At 72.3% G+C, this 16,203-nt stretch carries 15 protein-coding genes and 1 riboswitch; of the genes, 7 read left to right on the top strand and 8 right to left on the bottom strand.

Annotation, left to right across the window (positions count from 1 at the left end; genetic code table 11):
• Positions 1-226: 226 nt before the first annotated feature.
• A complete protein-coding gene (locus ACIQMX_RS03600) occupies positions 227-529 on the bottom strand; it encodes a chorismate mutase (protein ID WP_363067074.1) in 303 nt (100 codons plus the stop codon).
• Between the two features lie 335 nt (positions 530-864).
• Here ACIQMX_RS03600 and guaA point away from each other — a divergent pair, with 335 nt between their 5' ends.
• From guaA to ACIQMX_RS03580, 4 genes are all read left to right on the top strand, one after another.
• Entirely contained in the window at positions 865-2,451 is a 1,587-nt protein-coding gene (guaA, locus tag ACIQMX_RS03595) for a glutamine-hydrolyzing GMP synthase (protein ID WP_148020283.1), read from the top strand.
• A 187-nt stretch (positions 2,452-2,638) separates the two neighbouring features.
• Positions 2,639-3,409 (top strand): class II aldolase/adducin family protein, encoded by a 771-nt coding sequence (locus ACIQMX_RS03590; protein WP_363067075.1) that lies wholly within the window; start codon positions 2,639-2,641, stop codon positions 3,407-3,409.
• Between the two features lie 126 nt (positions 3,410-3,535).
• A complete protein-coding gene (locus ACIQMX_RS03585; protein WP_363067076.1) occupies positions 3,536-4,801 on the top strand; it encodes a hypothetical protein in 1,266 nt (421 codons plus the stop codon).
• A gap of 151 nt (positions 4,802-4,952) precedes the next feature.
• Entirely contained in the window at positions 4,953-5,462 is a 510-nt protein-coding gene (locus ACIQMX_RS03580) for a DoxX family protein (protein ID WP_363067077.1), read from the top strand.
• Here ACIQMX_RS03580 and ACIQMX_RS03575 read toward each other — a convergent pair.
• Positions 5,369-5,632 carry a hypothetical protein gene (locus ACIQMX_RS03575; protein ID WP_363067078.1) on the bottom strand — a complete coding sequence of 88 codons (264 nt, stop codon included), beginning with the start codon at positions 5,630-5,632 and terminating at the stop codon, positions 5,369-5,371. The two genes, ACIQMX_RS03580 and ACIQMX_RS03575, sit on opposite strands and share 94 nt — an antisense overlap.
• Positions 5,622-6,935, bottom strand: coding sequence for a PspC domain-containing protein (locus ACIQMX_RS03570; RefSeq protein WP_363067079.1), 1,314 nt, complete (start codon positions 6,933-6,935; stop codon positions 5,622-5,624). The genes ACIQMX_RS03575 and ACIQMX_RS03570 overlap by 11 nt, the downstream gene beginning before the upstream one ends.
• 173 nt (positions 6,936-7,108) lie before the next feature.
• Here ACIQMX_RS03570 and ACIQMX_RS03565 point away from each other — a divergent pair, with 173 nt between their 5' ends.
• Positions 7,109-8,407 carry a PspC domain-containing protein gene (locus ACIQMX_RS03565; protein WP_402474681.1) on the top strand — a complete coding sequence of 433 codons (1,299 nt, stop codon included), beginning with the start codon at positions 7,109-7,111 and terminating at the stop codon, positions 8,405-8,407.
• Positions 8,391-9,095: a response regulator transcription factor gene (locus ACIQMX_RS03560; RefSeq protein WP_136327611.1), complete on the top strand. Its 705-nt coding sequence runs from the start codon at positions 8,391-8,393 to the stop codon at positions 9,093-9,095. The genes ACIQMX_RS03565 and ACIQMX_RS03560 overlap by 17 nt, the downstream gene beginning before the upstream one ends.
• Positions 9,096-9,192: 97 nt before the next feature.
• On the opposite strand, the gene ACIQMX_RS03555 is transcribed toward ACIQMX_RS03560, so the two are convergent.
• On the bottom strand, positions 9,193-9,954 hold the full coding sequence (locus ACIQMX_RS03555; protein WP_402474678.1) for a GNAT family N-acetyltransferase: 762 nt from the start codon (positions 9,952-9,954) through the stop codon (positions 9,193-9,195).
• Positions 9,955-9,997: 43 nt separating this feature from the next.
• Positions 9,998-11,044 (bottom strand): NlpC/P60 family protein, encoded by a 1,047-nt coding sequence (locus ACIQMX_RS03550; RefSeq protein WP_363067082.1) that lies wholly within the window; start codon positions 11,042-11,044, stop codon positions 9,998-10,000.
• 355 nt (positions 11,045-11,399) lie between these two features.
• Here ACIQMX_RS03550 and ACIQMX_RS03545 point away from each other — a divergent pair, with 355 nt between their 5' ends.
• Positions 11,400-11,753 carry a hypothetical protein gene (locus tag ACIQMX_RS03545; protein WP_219573938.1) on the top strand — a complete coding sequence of 118 codons (354 nt, stop codon included), beginning with the start codon at positions 11,400-11,402 and terminating at the stop codon, positions 11,751-11,753.
• Between the two features lie 247 nt (positions 11,754-12,000).
• Here the strand turns inward: ACIQMX_RS03545 and ACIQMX_RS03540 are convergent, their stop codons facing one another.
• The 3 genes from ACIQMX_RS03540 to ACIQMX_RS03530 all read right to left on the bottom strand — a co-directional run bounded on the left by ACIQMX_RS03540 (position 12,001) and on the right by ACIQMX_RS03530 (position 15,997).
• Complete coding sequence (locus ACIQMX_RS03540; protein ID WP_402474675.1) at positions 12,001-12,903, bottom strand: hypothetical protein; 903 nt, start codon at positions 12,901-12,903, stop codon at positions 12,001-12,003.
• 90 nt (positions 12,904-12,993) lie between these two features.
• On the bottom strand, positions 12,994-14,751 hold the full coding sequence (locus ACIQMX_RS03535; protein ID WP_402474672.1) for a polymorphic toxin-type HINT domain-containing protein: 1,758 nt from the start codon (positions 14,749-14,751) through the stop codon (positions 12,994-12,996).
• Positions 14,752-14,836: 85 nt separating this feature from the next.
• Entirely contained in the window at positions 14,837-15,997 is a 1,161-nt protein-coding gene (locus ACIQMX_RS03530; protein WP_363067085.1) for an NlpC/P60 family protein, read from the bottom strand.
• 7 nt (positions 15,998-16,004) lie between these two features.
• Positions 16,005-16,171, bottom strand: a riboswitch (cyclic di-AMP (ydaO/yuaA leader).
• Between the last annotated feature and the right edge of the window lie 32 nt (positions 16,172-16,203).

The raw sequence follows: 16,203 nt of genomic DNA, 5'->3' as shown, positions 1-16,203 counted from the left end.
CCGGTGCGCGGTCCCACGGCGTACCTGCAGTACGCCACACGCCCCGGCGGAGCCACGCGTGGTTTCTTTCCAAAGCCGCCCCTGGCTGGCACGGACACCGGGACCAACGAAGCCGCGCGGTGCACGGTCACGCGCCGTACGGGTGAGAGTCCGCCCGAACTGGGATACGCCCGTACAGCCCTGCCGGCCCTCGGCCGTGTCCGACGGGCACTCGGCCTGCGGCGGGTCACACGCGGCCGCGGCACAGCTCCAGCAGCGTCATCGCGAGGGAGGTGCCCGGCTTGCCCAGCGCGTCCCGGTACTGGCCGAGGATCTCCATTTCGCGGGAGAGGTTGACCCGGCGGCCCCCGGATGTGATCCGGGCCTCCTGGATGACGGTGGAGACGGCCATCCGTTCCTGGACGAGGCCGATGATCCGGTCGTCGAGGGAGTCGATGCGTGTCCGGGCGTCCGCGATCAGGGACGCGGCCTCGTCGGTGTGTGCGCCGGTGACGTCGGCGGCGGTCCTGGCGGTGGTGGTGGTGCTCATGGCTGGTCTCCCTGAGGGGTGCGTAGGGGCTCCTCGGGGCCGACCGGGCCCGGAACGCCAGAACGCCCCGGGCCTGTCGGCCCGGGGCGCCTGGAACGTTGCTTGTCAGTTGCTCAAGCAGCACGACCATGGCAGCCGGCGGGCCGGGTGCCATAGGTAAAGACGAAGATCGTGTGCTGACGCATGGGCCCAGTATGGACCCATCCCGGGGCCCCGCCCAACGCCCGGCCCGGATGGTGAGACGGCCGGGGCTCTCCCCGGGCGACGAGGTACGCCCCCGGCCGCCGGTAGAATCGGAAGAACCGACCCCCTCTCCACCGCCGGAAGGCCGCCCCGTGCCAGCAGCACCCCCCGCCGCCCCCGACACCACCACCGACGTGGTCCTCGTTGTCGACTTCGGCGCGCAGTACGCCCAGCTCATCGCCCGACGTGTCCGTGAGGCCCGGGTCTACAGCGAGATCGTGCCGTCCACGATGCCGGTGGCCGAGATGCTGGCCAAGAACCCCCGGGCGATCATCCTGTCCGGCGGACCGTCCTCCGTGTACGCCGAGGGCGCGCCCTCGCTCGACCGTGCGCTGTTCGAGGCCGGGGTCCCCGTCTTCGGCATGTGCTACGGCTTCCAGCTGATGGCCACCACGCTCGGCGGCACCGTCGACGACAACGGTGCCCGCGAGTACGGCCGTACCGCGCTCGCCGTCTCCAAGGCCGGCTCGACCCTCTTCGAGGGCACGCCGACCGAGCAGTCGGTGTGGATGTCGCACGGCGACGCCTGCTCCGCCGCTCCCGAGGGCTTCACCGTCACCGCGTCCACGGACGTCGTCCCGGTCGCCGCCTTCGAGAACGACGAGAAGAAGCTCTACGGGGTGCAGTACCACCCGGAGGTCCTGCACTCCACGCACGGGCAGCAGGTCCTGGAGCACTTCCTCTACCGCGGCGCGGGCATCGAGCCGAACTGGACGACGACCAACGTCGTCGAGGAGCAGATCGCCGCGATCCGCGCCCAGGTCGGCGACAAGCGCGCCATCTGCGGGCTGTCCGGCGGCGTGGACTCGGCGGTCGCCGCCGCCCTCGTCCAGAAGGCCATCGGCTCCCAGCTGACCTGCGTGTACGTCGACCACGGTCTGATGCGCAAGGGCGAGACCGAGCAGGTCGAGAAGGACTTCGTCGCCGCGACCGGCGCCAAGCTGAAGGTCGTCGACGCGGAGAAGCGCTTCCTCGACGCTCTGGCCGGGGTGTCCGACCCGGAGCAGAAGCGGAAGATCATCGGCCGCGAGTTCATCCGCGTGTTCGAGCAGGCCCAGCTGGAGATCCTCCAGGAGGACGGCCCCGAGGTCGCCTTCCTCGTCCAGGGCACGCTCTACCCGGACGTCGTCGAGTCCGGCGGCGGCACCGGTACCGCCAACATCAAGTCGCACCACAACGTGGGCGGCCTCCCCGACGACATCGAGTTCGAGCTCGTCGAGCCGCTGCGCCAGCTGTTCAAGGACGAGGTCCGGATGGTCGGCCAGGAGCTCGGCCTGCCGGAGGAGATCGTCCAGCGCCAGCCCTTCCCCGGCCCCGGCCTCGGCATCCGGATCGTCGGCGAGGTCACCAAGGAACGGCTCGACCTGCTCCGCGAGGCGGACGCCATCGCGCGCGAGGAGCTGACCAGGGCCGGCCTCGACCGTGACATCTGGCAGTGCCCGGTGGTCCTGCTCGCGGACGTCCGCAGCGTCGGCGTCCAGGGCGACGGCCGCACCTACGGTCACCCGATCGTGCTGCGCCCGGTCTCCTCCGAGGACGCCATGACGGCGGACTGGTCGCGACTGCCGTACGAGACCCTCGCCAAGATCTCCACCCGCATCACCAACGAGGTCGCCGACGTGAACCGCGTCGTGCTCGACGTCACGAGCAAGCCCCCGGGCACCATCGAGTGGGAGTAGTCCTCCCGCTCCTCGCTCCGCGTGCCGATGCCGCCGTCCCGTTCCCGCGGGCGGCGGCATCGCCGCGTTCCCGGCCCGGCGGCCGCACAATCGATGGCCGATGCCTCTGGTCACCTGCGGCGACCGGCGGTAACTTCCGATCCCGTACGCCTGATCCCGTGCGCCAGGGAGCACCCGAGGAGTCGCCATGCCCGAGCCCACACCCGTACCGGTGGACCAGCTCCACTTCGCCATGCCGCCCGTCCACACCTCCGTGGAGGAGGAGCGCGCCCACCGCAAGGAGCGTCTGGCGGGGGCGCTGCGCCTGTTCGGCGAGTACGGGTACGAGGACGGCGTCTCCGGACACATCACGGCACGCGACCCGGAGTTCGGTGACTGCTACTGGGTCAACCCCTTCGGCGCCCCCTTCGACGGGCTGCGGCCCGACGAGCTGATCCTCGTCAACGGTGAGGGCCAGGTCGTCGAGGGCGGCCGGCACGTCAACCAGGCCGCGTTCGCCGTCCACGCGCAGGTGCACCGGGCCCGCCCGGACGTCGTCGCCGTCGCGCACACCCACTCCGTGCACGGCAGGGCGCTGGCCGCGCTGGGTGAGCTCGTCGAGCCGATCACCCAGGAGTCCTGTGCCTTCTACGAGGACCACGCGCTCTACGACGCGTACACCGGGGTCGTCGTGGACGAGGACGAGGGACGCCGGATCGCGGCCGCGCTCGGGCCCCGCAAGGCCATCGTGCTGCGCAACCACGGGCTGCTGACCGTGGGCGACTCGGTGGACGCGGCCGCCTGGTGGTTCCTGTCGCTGGAGCGGTCCTGCCAGGTCCAGCTGGCCGCGCGGGCGGCCGGGAAGCCCGTGCTGATCGAGCACCGGGACGCGGTCACCACCCGCGAACAGCTCGGCAGCGACCTGGTCGCGTGGATCAACTACCAGCCGCTGTGGAACCGGATCTCTCGAACGTTCTGACGATCCCGCCCGCCCGGTGTGCCCCGATGCGGGAACCTCCCGTTCCGTACGGCACAATTCGCAGCAATCACAGTCGAGTTGGGTTGACCGGCGGCTGTACCGGGGCGGGAAGGGGCGGAGTTCTCCGTGGCGTTGGACGAGGCGAGACAGGGCACGCACGGCGGTGGCTGCACGTGCGGCGACTGCCCGCACGGAGCACGCCAGGGGCACCGGCGCGCGGTGGCCGCCTTCCTGGCCAAGCGCGACGAACTCGCCGCAGGCCAGGGGCTGCCCAGCGGGGTCGCCCAGTCCGCCTCCGCGACCCGGCAGTGGGTCTCGGACGAGCTGACCCAGTCCGCGCAGGCCGTCGCCGAACGCGGCCGGGAAGCCGGTGACGCCTGGCTGTACCGGGTCTGGCAGCGCACCCTGGTCATCGTCTGGGGCGCCGTCGCCGTCCTGGCCCTCGCCGAGGCCGCCACCGCCATCGGGGCCGGCTGGACCCACGCCCGTACCGCCGGGCTGATCGCCGGGCTCGTCACCGCCGGGCTGCTCACCGCGGCCGCCCACGTCCACCGGGCACGTGGCGGCCTCCTCGCCCCGCTGATCGGCGAGGACAACCGGCTCTCCACCTCCCGAACGGTCGCCGCCTCCTGGGTGCTGCTCGCCGTCTTCTCCGTCCTCGTCCTCGCCCTCCAGCTGGCGGGTGCCTCCGGCCACGCACAGCGCGACGCCCTGATCGAGGGCCTGGACCTGGCGCGCGGCGCCGGTGTGGTGACCGTGCTGGCCCTCGTGTGCGCCATCGCGGTGGTCGTGCGGCGGGTGGTGAGCGTACGGGTGCTGTCCGGGCGGCTGCAGAAGCTGCGGGCGGACCGGCCGCGCGCGGCGGACCTGCTGACCGACGACGCGGGACGCGGCGGGTTCACGGACGTGAGTTACGTGCTGGTGTCGACCGTCGCCGTGGTGTTCGCCGCGGTCCGTCTCGCCCGCCGGCCCGAGCAGCTGCCCGACCTGCCGTGGGGCCTCGCCCTCCTGGTGGCCGTCGCGGCGGCGGCCTACTTCGCCGGGAAGTACACGGAGGGCGGCCGGCCCGTGGTGCTGTCGGTGGTCCGGGCCCGTGAGGCCGGGGACCTGGACGCGCCGATCCGTACCGGCGACGACATCGAGATCCGGGGCGCGGGATTCGTGCCGCCCGGCGCCGGGGCCCCGGACCGGCTGGCCCGCATGGTCGTGCGGATCGGCTCCGTCCACGTACACGTACCGATGGTCCCGGTCACCGGCGGCTTCGCCAACCCGACCGACACCGTGCTGACCGTGCCGGTACCGGTGGAGGTGGAGCCCGGAGTGGTCGAGGTGCAGGTGGTGACCGCGTCCGGGGCGGAGTCCAACCGCGTCGCGATCGACGTCACGGACTGAGGACTCCCGGCGACCCGGCCGGACACCTGGTGAGCCGTGCGGACCGGGCGTACGTATGGTCTGGTGACGGATCGAACGGTCCGGCGAGGGTCGAACGGCCCTGTTGGCGGACCCGGCGGTCCGGCGGCGGGCCGCGGAAGGCGGGAGAGTCATGCACGGGTACGGCACGAACGGGCGCGGTCTGGGCGAGGCCAGGGACCTGAAGGGACTGGCGCGGGAGCATGCGCTGCTGCCCCTGCGGATCTTCCTCGGCGTCACCTTCATCTACGCCGCGCTCGACAAACTGACCGACAGCGCCTTCTTCCACGCCACCGGACCGGGATCGATCGGCGAGCAGATGACCGCCGTCCGCGACTCCGCCGCCATTCCGGCCCTCGTGGACCTCGCGCTGAAGAGTCCGTCCGGCTTCGGATACGCCATCGCCCTCGGTGAGCTCGCCGTCGGCATCGGCACCCTGCTGGGCCTGTGGGCACGGATCGCGGCACTCGGCGGGGCGCTGATCTCGCTCAGTCTGTGGCTGACCGTCAGCTGGCAGGTCTCGCCGTACTACCTCGGCAACGACCTGATCTACCTCATGGCCTGGCTGCCGCTGCTGCTCGGCGGGGCGGCGACGTTCTCCGTGGACGCCTTCCTCGCGGCACGGCGGCGACGGATCCGGTAGGCCACCCAGGTCACCGTGGCGGCCAGCCACAGGCCGCCCGCGAAGACCGCGGCGAAGAAGGCCCACGGGGCGTCCCACATGCCCGCCGCGTCGGCCGCGTAACCGCCCGCCAGCGTCAGCATCACCAGACCCGCGACACCCCGCCCGGGCCGGAACTCACTACTTGGCACGGATGACCTCCACCTGTCCGAGGCCCACTTCCAGATCGAGCTCGACCGTGCCGGCCGGCTTGACGCCCGCGGCCGGCGGCAGCGTCCGGTGCTCGTTCTGCGAGGGGCGGATGTCCACATCGTTCTGGCGCCGGTCGCCCGGCAGGGTGATGTCGCCGAGACCGGCCCGCGCGTCCACCTTCACGGTGGCCGTCCTCGGCACGTGCACGACGACCCGGCCCGCGCCGACCTCCACCTCGGTCCGCACCGTGTCCCCGGCGGGCACGGCGACCCGGGTGAGATCCAGCTTCGCCTGCCCCGAGCCCAGTTGATAGCGCGGCTGCACCGCGGCGACCGACGCAGGCCGCCACTCCTCGCGCACCCAGTGCGTGGTGATGTCCTTGGGCAGCGCGGACGCTCCCGCCAGCAGACCGGCCGTGATCATCGCCATCAGGAGCGTGCCGAAACCGGTCCGGCCGACGAAGGCACTGATCAGCATCCCGGCCCCGAAGACCGCGAGCGCGGCGGCGAGGCCGATCTGCAGACTCGTGCCGAGCGGATTGCCGTCCCAGCTCAGGCCCGTACCGACACCGCCCGCGACCATCGCGTTGACGAAGACGGCGCCGCCGATGGACCGTGGCCCCCGGACCTGCCGCGACCGCTGCGGCGGGAGGAACGGGGCGTGGGCCGTCGCCCGGCGCGCACCCTGCGCGCCGCCGTCGAGCACGGCGTCCGGCGGCCCCCACAGATAGCCGTCACCGACCGGCCCCGTGGTCCCGTCCTTGACGATCGGGTCGCGCCACCAGGACGGCCCGGACGGCTTCGGCGGCGCCTTCACCTCGGGCGGCGCGTCCGACACCGCCCGGTCGGCCGCCGGATGCGTCCGCTCCTGCGGATCGGCCGTCCTGCGGTGCTGCGTCCAGACGGTGAAGCCGATGACCGCGACCGAGAGCATCGCGGAGAACGCCAGCGTGCCGCTGTTGCCCAGCATGGACAGGAACAGCCCGCAGCCGATCAGCGCGCACAGCACCGCGATCAGCGACGAGCCCTCGACCCGGCCCGACAGCAGCCGGCGCGCCTCGTTCTCCTCCTCGCCCTCCAGCGGGATCAGCAGCCACGCGAAGCCGTAGAAGATCAGCCCGAGACCGCCGGTCACCGAGAGCACACCGAGGACGATCCGGAAGATCACCGGATCGACGTTGCAGTACCGGCCGAGCCCGCCGCACACCCCGGCCACCACCTTCTGCCGCGGGCTCCGGTGCAGCTGCGGTGCGGGCCCTGGGGACGGCACGGCGCCCGGCGGCGCATCCTGGGGAACGGTCATGGCTCCATGGTGACGGGCGCCGCGGCCTTCCGGCACCCGCCCCGACCCTGGCCGTTCCCTGATATTGGTCCGGCCGGACCCTGAGGGGCGTCCGTCGAAGCCGCCCGTTCTCAGGGTCGATGTGGGGGCCGACCCTGATGCCATCACCCGCACGGACGTGTGACGATCGGGTCATGCCAGCCGCCACGCCCCGAGCCGCAAGCTCCCTCGCCCCCGACCCGGAGGAGCCGCCCCAGCGCAAGCTGTACCGCAGCGCCGACGGACGGCTGCTCGGCGGCGTCGCACGCGGGCTCGCCGGGCACCTCGGACTGCCCGTCGCCTGGGTGCGCTTCGTCTTCCTCGGACTGTTCCTCGCGGACGGCCTCGGCGCACTCCTGTACGCCGTGTTCTGGATCGTCGTCCCGCTCGGCGTCGGCGGCACGGACGGCCCGCGCTCCCTCTTCGAGACCGCCCCCGACGGCACCCGCAGACTCCGCAAACCCGACAAGGGCCAGGTCTTCGCCCTCATCGCGCTGTTCATCGGCGCCCTGGTCTTCGTCGGCAACGTCGACATGGGCGGCAAGGCCGACCGCTACATCTGGCCCACCCTGCTGATCGGCGCAGGCTCCGTGCTGGTGTGGCGCCAGGCCGACAACGCCCGCCGCGCCCGCTGGATGGAGGTCGGCAGCCGCCGCCAGGTCCTGCACCTGGCCCGCGGCCTCGCCGGGGTCGCCCTGGTGGGCCTCGGCCTCGCCGGGTTCATGGTCGTACGCGGCTCCGCCGCCCAGCTGGGCAACGTCCTCACCGCGGCCATCGCCGTGCTCACCGGCATCGCCCTGCTGGCCGGACCCTGGCTCGTCCGCATGACCCAGGACCTCTCCGAGGAACGCCTGATGCGCATCAGGGCCCAGGAACGCGCCGAGGTCGCCGCCCACGTCCACGACTCGGTCCTGCACACCCTCACCCTGATCCAGCGCAACGCCGAGGACGCGGGCGAGGTCCGCAGACTCGCCCGCGCCCAGGAACGCGAACTGCGCAACTGGCTCTACAACCCCGGGGGCACCGGCAAGGACGAGGACGACGAGCCCGAGACCCTCGCCGAGGCCGTCAAACGCGCCGCGGCCGAGGTCGAGGACAAGCACGGCGTCCCGCTGGAGGTCGTCGTCGTCGGCGACTGCCCGCTCGACGAGAAGCTGACCGCACAGATGCAGGCCGCACGCGAGGCGATGGTCAACGCCGCGAAGTACGGTGGCGAGGGCGGCGCCGTCCAGGTCTACGCGGAGGTCGAGGGCCGCACGGTCTTCGTCTCGGTCCGCGACCGGGGCCCGGGATTCGACCTGGATTCCGTGCCGGGGGACAGAATGGGCGTACGAGAATCAATCATCGGCCGGATGCAGCGCAACGGCGGTACCGCACGGCTGCGTTCGGTGCCCGGCGGGGGCACGGAAGTCGAGCTGGAGATGGAGAGGACGAGCGATGAACGGGACCACTGAGGCGACCGGGGGCCACGAGGGCCCGGAGCGCCGGGTACGAGTCGTGCTCGTCGACGACCACCGGATGTTCCGCACCGGAGTGCAGGCAGAGATCGGCCGCACCGAGGAGACGGGGGTCGAGGTCGTCGGCGAGGCCGCCGACGTCGACCAGGCGGTCACCGTCATCACGGCGACCCGCCCCGAGGTCGTCCTCCTCGACGTCCACCTTCCGGGCGGCGGCGGCGTCGAGGTGCTGCGCCGCTGCGCGCCCTTCATGGGCGCGGTGGAGAACCCGGTGCGCTTCCTGGCGCTGTCCGTCTCGGACGCCGCCGAGGACGTCATCGGCGTCATCCGGGGCGGCGCCCGCGGCTACGTCACCAAGACCATCACCGGCGCCGACCTGGTCGACTCGGTCTTCCGGGTCCAGGACGGCGACGCGGTGTTCTCGCCCCGGCTGGCCGGCTTCGTCCTCGACGCCTTCGCGTCCACGGACGCCCCGCCGGTCGACGAGGACCTCGACCGGCTGACGCAGCGCGAGCGCGAGGTACTGCGGCTGATCGCCCGCGGGTACGCGTACAAGGAGATCGCCAAGCAGCTGTTCATCTCCGTGAAGACGGTCGAGTCGCACGTCTCGGCGGTGCTGCGCAAGCTCCAGCTCTCCAACCGGCACGAGCTGACGCGCTGGGCGACGGCCCGCCGCCTGGTCTGACGCCGGGTCCGGGTCCGGGCGGGCCTGGTCCCGGACCGGGCGTGGGGGCAGGCCGGGCCTGGTCCGGGACCGGGCCCGGGGCCTGGTCCGGGCCCGGTCAGGCCGGGTCGAGCGAGATGTTCAGCTTCTCGCCGACCCTGAGGTAGCCGATGGACGCGTAGATCCGCTCCACGTCGGCGTCGCCCGGCTCCAGCCAGACCACCCGGCAGCCGCGCGCGAACGCGGTCTCCGTGAGGTGGGCGGAGAGAGCGGCTCCGACGCCGCGGCGGCGGAAGTCCGCCGCGACGGCGAGGCCGGCCAGCTCGCTGAGACCGTCGACGGGCACCGAGCAGCCGCCCGCACCCGCCGGGGTGCCGTCGACCGTGGCGAGGGCGGCGACCCCGCCGCCCGACGCGGCGGTGCGCAGCCACTGGGCCGTACCGGCCTCGGGCTCGCCCGTCCCGCCGTAGCCGAGGTGCTGGACGAGGGCCGCGGCGGCGAACTCCGCGTCCGTGGCGGGCTCGGCCATCACCAGGCCGTCGACCGGCTTCGGCGGCAGCAGACCGCCGGGGGCGCAGGCCAGGAGCGGGGCGCGGTTCTCCACGGTGAACCCGGCCTCCAGCAGGGCGGGTTCGACCGCGGGCGCCCAGGTGGGCAGGAACTCCAGGCGCGGTATCCGGTCCAGCTCGCGGAAGGCCGCGATCAGGGCGTCGAGGTCGCCGGGCGCGGGTTCAGCGCCCTGGTCGGGGATCGCGTAATTGGCGTACTTGAGTTCCCAGTTCGGGTTGTAGCGGATCACGAAAGGGCCCACCCGGACATGGTCCGGGGAGTTGAGCGTGAGCGTGCGGGCATGGGTCTGGACGTCGGCGTCCAAGGGCATGGGTGGGTGTCCTTCGGCGGTTACCGGTGTGGAAGCCGGGAGCCTATGCCACGCGGGTCGCTCCGGCGAAAGGCATTTGGTCGATCGGCGCGATGCGGACCGGCGCTCCCGGGCGCGGGGCGTGGATCATCCGGCCGTCGCCGATGTACAGGCCGACGTGGGTGATGCCCGAGTAGAAGAACAGCAGGTCCCCGGGGGCCAGTTCGGAGCGGGAGACGCGCCGGCCCGCGTTGATCTGCGTGTACGTGGTCCGGGGGAGGGAGACACCCGCGGAGCGGTAGGCGGCCTGGGTGAGACCGGAGCAGTCGAACGAGGAGGGGCCGGTGGCGCCCCAGACGTACGGCTTGCCCAGGGCCGTGTACGCGAAGGCGACGGCTTCGGCGGCGCGGGCGTTGGGTGCCCGGTTCGCGCCGCGCGGGGCGCTGCGGTCGGCGTGGGCGTCGCCCCGACCGCCTTCGGAGGCGTCGTAGTCGGCGCGTTCGGCGGGGGAGAGGCGGGCCAGCAGCTGCCGGGCCTCGGCGAGCTTGGTACGGACCGTCGCCTTGTGCTTCTTCAGGGCGGCCTGGCGGCTCGCGAGTTCGGTCAGCTCACCGGCGGCCTCGGCACGGACCTGGGCCACGTCCGCGACCTGGCGCTGCACGGCGCGTACCTCGGTGGCGCGCCGCTCGCCGGCCCGCTCCACGTACGAGGCGCGCTCCAGGTACTGGTCGGGGTCCGAGGAGAGCGCCAGCTGCACGGCGGGGTCGATGCCGCCGGAGCGGTACTGCGCGGCGGCGTACGAACCCAGCGCCTCGCGCGCCGTGTTGAGCCGCTGGGTCCGGCGGGCGGCCTCGTCGCGCAGGGCGTCGACGGACTTCGCGGTGGCGGCGGCCTTCTCCCTGGCGCCGTTGTACTGCTCGGTGGCGGCCTCCGCCTCCCGGTACAGCCGGTCGACCTGGGCCTTCACCTGGGCGGGCGTGGGCGCCGGATCGGCGTGCGCGGATCCCGGCAACGCTGCGGCGGTCGCGGCCCCGGCGAAGGCGAGCGTCGCCGCTGTACGGGCGGCAGAACCGGTGTACGGGCGCTGCCTGGGTTTCCGGTGTGCTGCCACGAGGGCGGGAGTCCTTCCTTTCGACAGCCCGCCGGGGTCTACCGACGGGCCCGCCCGGTCCGGCGTCGGGCCGCCAACAGGGGGAGCGGCCCGCCGCCGGAACCGCGGCGGGGTGACCGGAAACGCCGCCCGGGTGCGGATCGGCGGTGTACCGGTCACCTGGCAGGGACGCTAAACCCGGGACACGGGAAAGAGTTGTAATGACGCTTATTGTGTGAATTTGGCGTTGCGTTGTCGCCGGATGATCGGAAAAATTGCAACAGAGCCAGGTAATTGGTGCATCTCGCGGTCAAGTGGTTGCTAAGGCTCACCTGGTTGCGGAGTGCTGATATGGCCGCAGCTAGGCTGCGGAGCCATGCGTGTACTCATCGATGTCTTCGTCGCCCTGCACATCATCGGCATCGCCTCCCTGCTGGGCGGTTTCCTCACCCAGATGAAGGCGATGGGGGCGGGCACGGCACGCTTCGTCCCGGCCATGCTGCACGGAGCGCTGACCATGCTGGTCACCGGAGTCGCGCTGGTCGGGCTCGACCAGGCCGACGACCACCCCGTGAACAACGTCAAGATCGGCATCAAGCTGCTGATCCTGGTCGTGATCCTCGCCCTCGTCTACGTCAAGCGTGACGAGGAGAAGGTCGACAAGGGCCTCTTCGCGGCGGTCGGCGGACTGACGATCGTCAACATCTTCATCGCCACGCTCTGGACCTGAGCCGCCGGCCCGACCCGAGCGGGCGGGCTCAGGATGCCGGGCGGGCGGATGGCCTTGAGGCGCGGACCGGTCGAGCGGCTTCGTGTCGCCGACCGGCCGGGTGGCCCTGAGGCGCGGACCGGGACGGACGGCGTTGCGGCGCCGGCCGGTCGGGCGGTCCTACGACACGGACCGGGTGGTGTCGTAGCGTCGGGCGGGCGGTCCTACGACACAGACCGGGTGGTGTCGCAGCGTCGGGCGGGCGGTCCTACGGCGCGGTGCCCCACTCGACCTGCCGGCCTTCCCGCCGCAGCGCCTCCTCGACGCCGGCCCAGTCCTCGACCCACTCGCCCACGCACTCCCGCGTCATCGCCGGGTCGGCAGCCACGAGGATGTCCACCCCCGCCGCCCCGGCCCGCTCCTCGGGTGACGCCGCCAGGTCGGCCGACCGGTCGACGCGGAGGTAGCGCCCCGCGTCGGAGCCCGCCGTGATCCGCCCGACCACCCCGTACCGCGCACGCTGCTCGGCCGCCGCCACATCGCCGCGGTCGACGGTGGCCGTCACCGCGATCCGGTGCGGACCGGTTCCGTCGGGCGCCCCACCGCCGAGGCCGTAGCGCTTCCGCGCCGCGGCCAGCCGCGCGCGACCCGTCTCCGCCGCCGACGCGCGCAGCCCGTGGACGTGCAGCGCCTGCTCCTCGGGGCTCCACGACATGATCCGCTCGACGTCCCGGTCCTGGATCACGTCCTCCTCGGCAGCCGTCGCGCCGTCCCCGCCGTCCAGTGCCCGAGCAAGTGCCCGCGCCGCCTCGGAGGGCGCGACCGCACCGTCCGGGCCCTGGTCGATGAGCATCGCCACCCCGGAGAACAGGGCCCTGAGCCCGAGCGCCGCCGCCGCGACGGCCCCGTCCGGCCGGAGTTCCGGATCGAGTTCGGGGAGCACGCTCAGCCTGCGGTGCATGGCGGCCGCCGCGCTCCCGTCCGGCGGCGCGGTGTCCCACAGAAGCTCCAGGGCGGCCACGCAGCTGTCCTGGTCCTCCGGGCGCCCCTCGTCGGCGAGATACCGCAGGAGTACTCCGGCGGTGCGCTCGGCGCAGGCCGCCGAGAACAGCCTCGCCTGGGCAAAGGTCCCGAGGAAGGCCATGCCCCGGACGCTCTCCAAGATCTTCACGCTCGCTCGCTCCCGCTGGTGCTGGTCCTGTGTACGCCGATGCCGGTCCGGTGCCGGACACGTTCCGCACGGTACCCGGCGCCGGCCCGGTCACGGCCACCAGAACGTCTTGTACTTGCGTCCGCCCCGCCCCGTCACATTGCCACTGACCACACCCTCGGAACCCTTGATGAGCGGTCCGCAGATGTCCTGGCAGACCTCGCGCGACGCCCCGCCGGCGATGGGCTTGCCGCCCAGCTTGTCGATCTCCAGCAGGGCGTTCTGCTCGGCGTGCGTGGCGCCCTGCACGTTGACGCGGACCGGGACGTCACCGCGTTTGGCGATGGCGCTCAGCTGCGCCGGGGACAGACCCTGGCCGCTGCTGGAGACCACGTTGCGCTCCACCCACTGCCCCGGCTTGCCGGGTACGGGGAAGCGCGCCCGGACGACGGAGGTGGTGTTCGTCTTCTCGGCCCACTCGACCGCCTTCTCGATCTCCTCCGGGCTCTTGCCCTTGGCCTTCGCCTCGCGCCGCACCTCGTCCAGGAAGACGTCCTGGTAGTCGCGGGCCGCCTGGGCGTTCTCCTCGGCGAGCTTCTTCAGTTCGGCGGGGGTCCGCTTCTTCGGGCCGCAGTCGTTGTTGTGGACCAGGACGTTGCCCCGGCCGACGGCCACGTAATAGGTGTGCGTGGTGTCGACCGTCAGGTCGTGGGTGCGCTGACGCCGCGTGTACCGGCTGACCGAGGTGACGGCGAGCGTGCCGCCGTCGGACAGCCGCAGTGCGTCGCCGGCGGCGATCCGGCCCGCGTCGGCCCAGCGTCCCTCGTTCGCCAGCCAGAACGGGTGCGTGTCGGTGGCGGTCAGGGTGGCCGTACGGCCGTTCTGCTCCACCGTGAGCCGGGTGAAGTGCTTGTCGCCCTCGGTGGTGATGGTGTCCGTCACCGTGCGGGCTGCGCTGCGGCCGCCCGCCGGGTCGGTGGCCAGGACACGGTCGCCGGCGCGTATGTCCTCGATGGCGCGGCGGGTGCCGTCGGCGAGGAGGACGGGGGTGCCCGCGAGGAAGCTGTGATTGACCGGGCAGTCCGGCTTCTTCTCGGGTTCGTCCTTCTTCGGCGGGTTCTTCTTCTCCCCGTCGACCTTCTTGCCGGCGTTCTCCAACGCCTTCTCGGCGTCCTTGACCTTCTTCCGGCTCTTGACGAGGCCCTTCAGGCCGTCGTAGAGGTCACCGCCGTGCTTCTTCAAGCTCTTGATGAGCTTGTAGGCCTTCTTCCACTTCCAGGGCGCCCCGTACTTGGCCCCCAGCTTCGCGACCGCACCGCCGACCAGGCTCAGGAGGACGTTGATCAGGGTCTCGGTGCAGGCGCCCATGTCGCCCTTGGTGACGCAGTCCAGCGCGTCGGTGATGCCCAGCTCGTCGGCGAGGATCTTCGCGAGTTCCTTCGCGGCGTCGACCGCCTTGTCCGAGTTGGACTTCTCCTCCGCTTTCGCGTCCTGGAGGTCCTTCAGCGCCTTGTCGTACTCGATCTGGGCCGGGGTCTTCGGGGAGCCGTCCCCGTTCCTCTCCGAGGCCGGATCGCCCTGACCGTTGCCGGAGGTGTCCGAATCGCCCTGTGCCTCGGCGCCGCCGTCGTTCCCGCAGTTCCCGCCACCGCCGATCCGGCAGACCTGGACCCCGATCTTCTCCGTCAGGTCCGCGCCGATCCCCGTGGCGACCAGGGCGCCGATGACCGCCGCGACCACCAGCGTCAGGCCCAGGTACTCCAGCGCACCCTGGCCCCGGTCACGCCGTCGGCGCAGCCCCAGCACGCGTGCCTGTGTGCGCGGCACACCGCGCCGCACGCGGCGCCGTAATTCCCCCATGCGTGGCATGAGGAGACGTTAACGGGCATACAGGAGCCGCGTCTTGGGCCCGTGGACCCAATACGCGACCCCCGCGGCGACCCCGGCGGGCCCGTCAGCCCGGCCGCACGCTCCCGTAGATCGGCATGTAGTAGATCGACTCCTCGCGCACGTTCGCCCCCGGCTTCGGCGCGTGGATCATCATGCCGTCGCCCTTGTAGATGCCGACGTGGCTGATGTCGTCGTAGAAGAACACCAGGTCCCCGGGGCGCAGATCCTCCGTGGCTATCCGGGTGCCCACGTTCACCTGGTCCCAGGTGGTCCGCGGAATGTCGACACCGGCCGCCTTCCAGGCCGCCTGGGTGAGCCCCGAGCAGTCGTACGAGGCCGGGCCGGTCGCTCCCCAGACGTACGGCTTGCCGATCTGCGCCCGGGCGAAGGCCATGACCTTCTCGGCCTTGGTCGAGGCGTCGGCGTCCGAACCCGAGCCGGAGCCGGTCCCGCTTCCGGTGCCTGTCCCCGTACCGCTGCCGGCCTCCTTGGCGGCCTCCTCGGCCTTGCGGTCGGCCTCGGCCTTCGCGGCGGCCTGCCTCTTCGCCAGCTCCGCCGCCTTGCGCTTGGCCTCCGCCTCCTTCTTGCGCTCCAGCTCGGCCAGGCGCGCCTTCTCCTCGGCGGTCAGCTTCGCCAGCAGCCCGCGGGCCTCGGACAGCTTCGTCTGGACGCTCTGCTTGCTGGTGCGCAGCGTCGCCTGGGACTCGGTGAGCGTCTCCAGGCTCGCCACGGCCTCGGCCCGCTGCTTGGACGCCTTCGCCTGCTGCGTACGGAAGTCCGACACCGCCCGCGTCTGGCGCTCGGTCATCCGGTCCATGAGGTGGGTCTGGTCGAAGAACGACTGCGGGTCGTCGGCCAGGAAGAAGGTGGCGGTCGGGGCGAGGGCGCCGCCGCGGTACTGGGCGGCGGCGTACGTGCCGAGCGTCCTGCGGGCCTCGTTCACCTTCTCGGTGCGCTTGGCGACGTCGTCGAGAAGCGTGTCCACCTTGGTGCGCTGCGCGGCCGTCGCTTCCTTGGCCTGGTTGTACTGCTGGGTCGCGGTGCCCGCCTGCCGGTAGAGGTCGTCGACCTTCTTCTGCACGTCCTCGATGCTCGGCTTGGGCGCCGGGGCGGCGAGTGCGCTCTGCGTGGACAGCAGGGTCACCGACGCCAGTGCGGCCGTCGTGATCCCGACGGCCGGGCCGGTACTGCGCACGCGGGTGCGCGGTTTGCGATGCGATGCCAAAACCGGCATCTCCTTCCGTGGACCGCCTACCGGGTTAGCTGTCGGGTTCGGGCGGAACGGAAGGCTGCCCTACGGTCCTGGTGGGGGTTGCGGACCGATTCACCCCGGTGATGCGTGTGGGTCCCCGGTTCCGGACGCCCGTGAGAGGCGGCCCGGATTCGGCGTGGACGCCCGCTCGGCGTGGTTCGCCTCTGGGGGTACGGGCC

This window comes from Streptomyces sp. NPDC091416 (genome assembly GCF_044756845.1).
In the GTDB taxonomy this organism is placed as follows: Bacteria; Actinomycetota; Actinomycetes; order Streptomycetales; family Streptomycetaceae; genus Streptomyces.
This window is presented reverse-complemented; position numbering and strand designations above follow the sequence as displayed.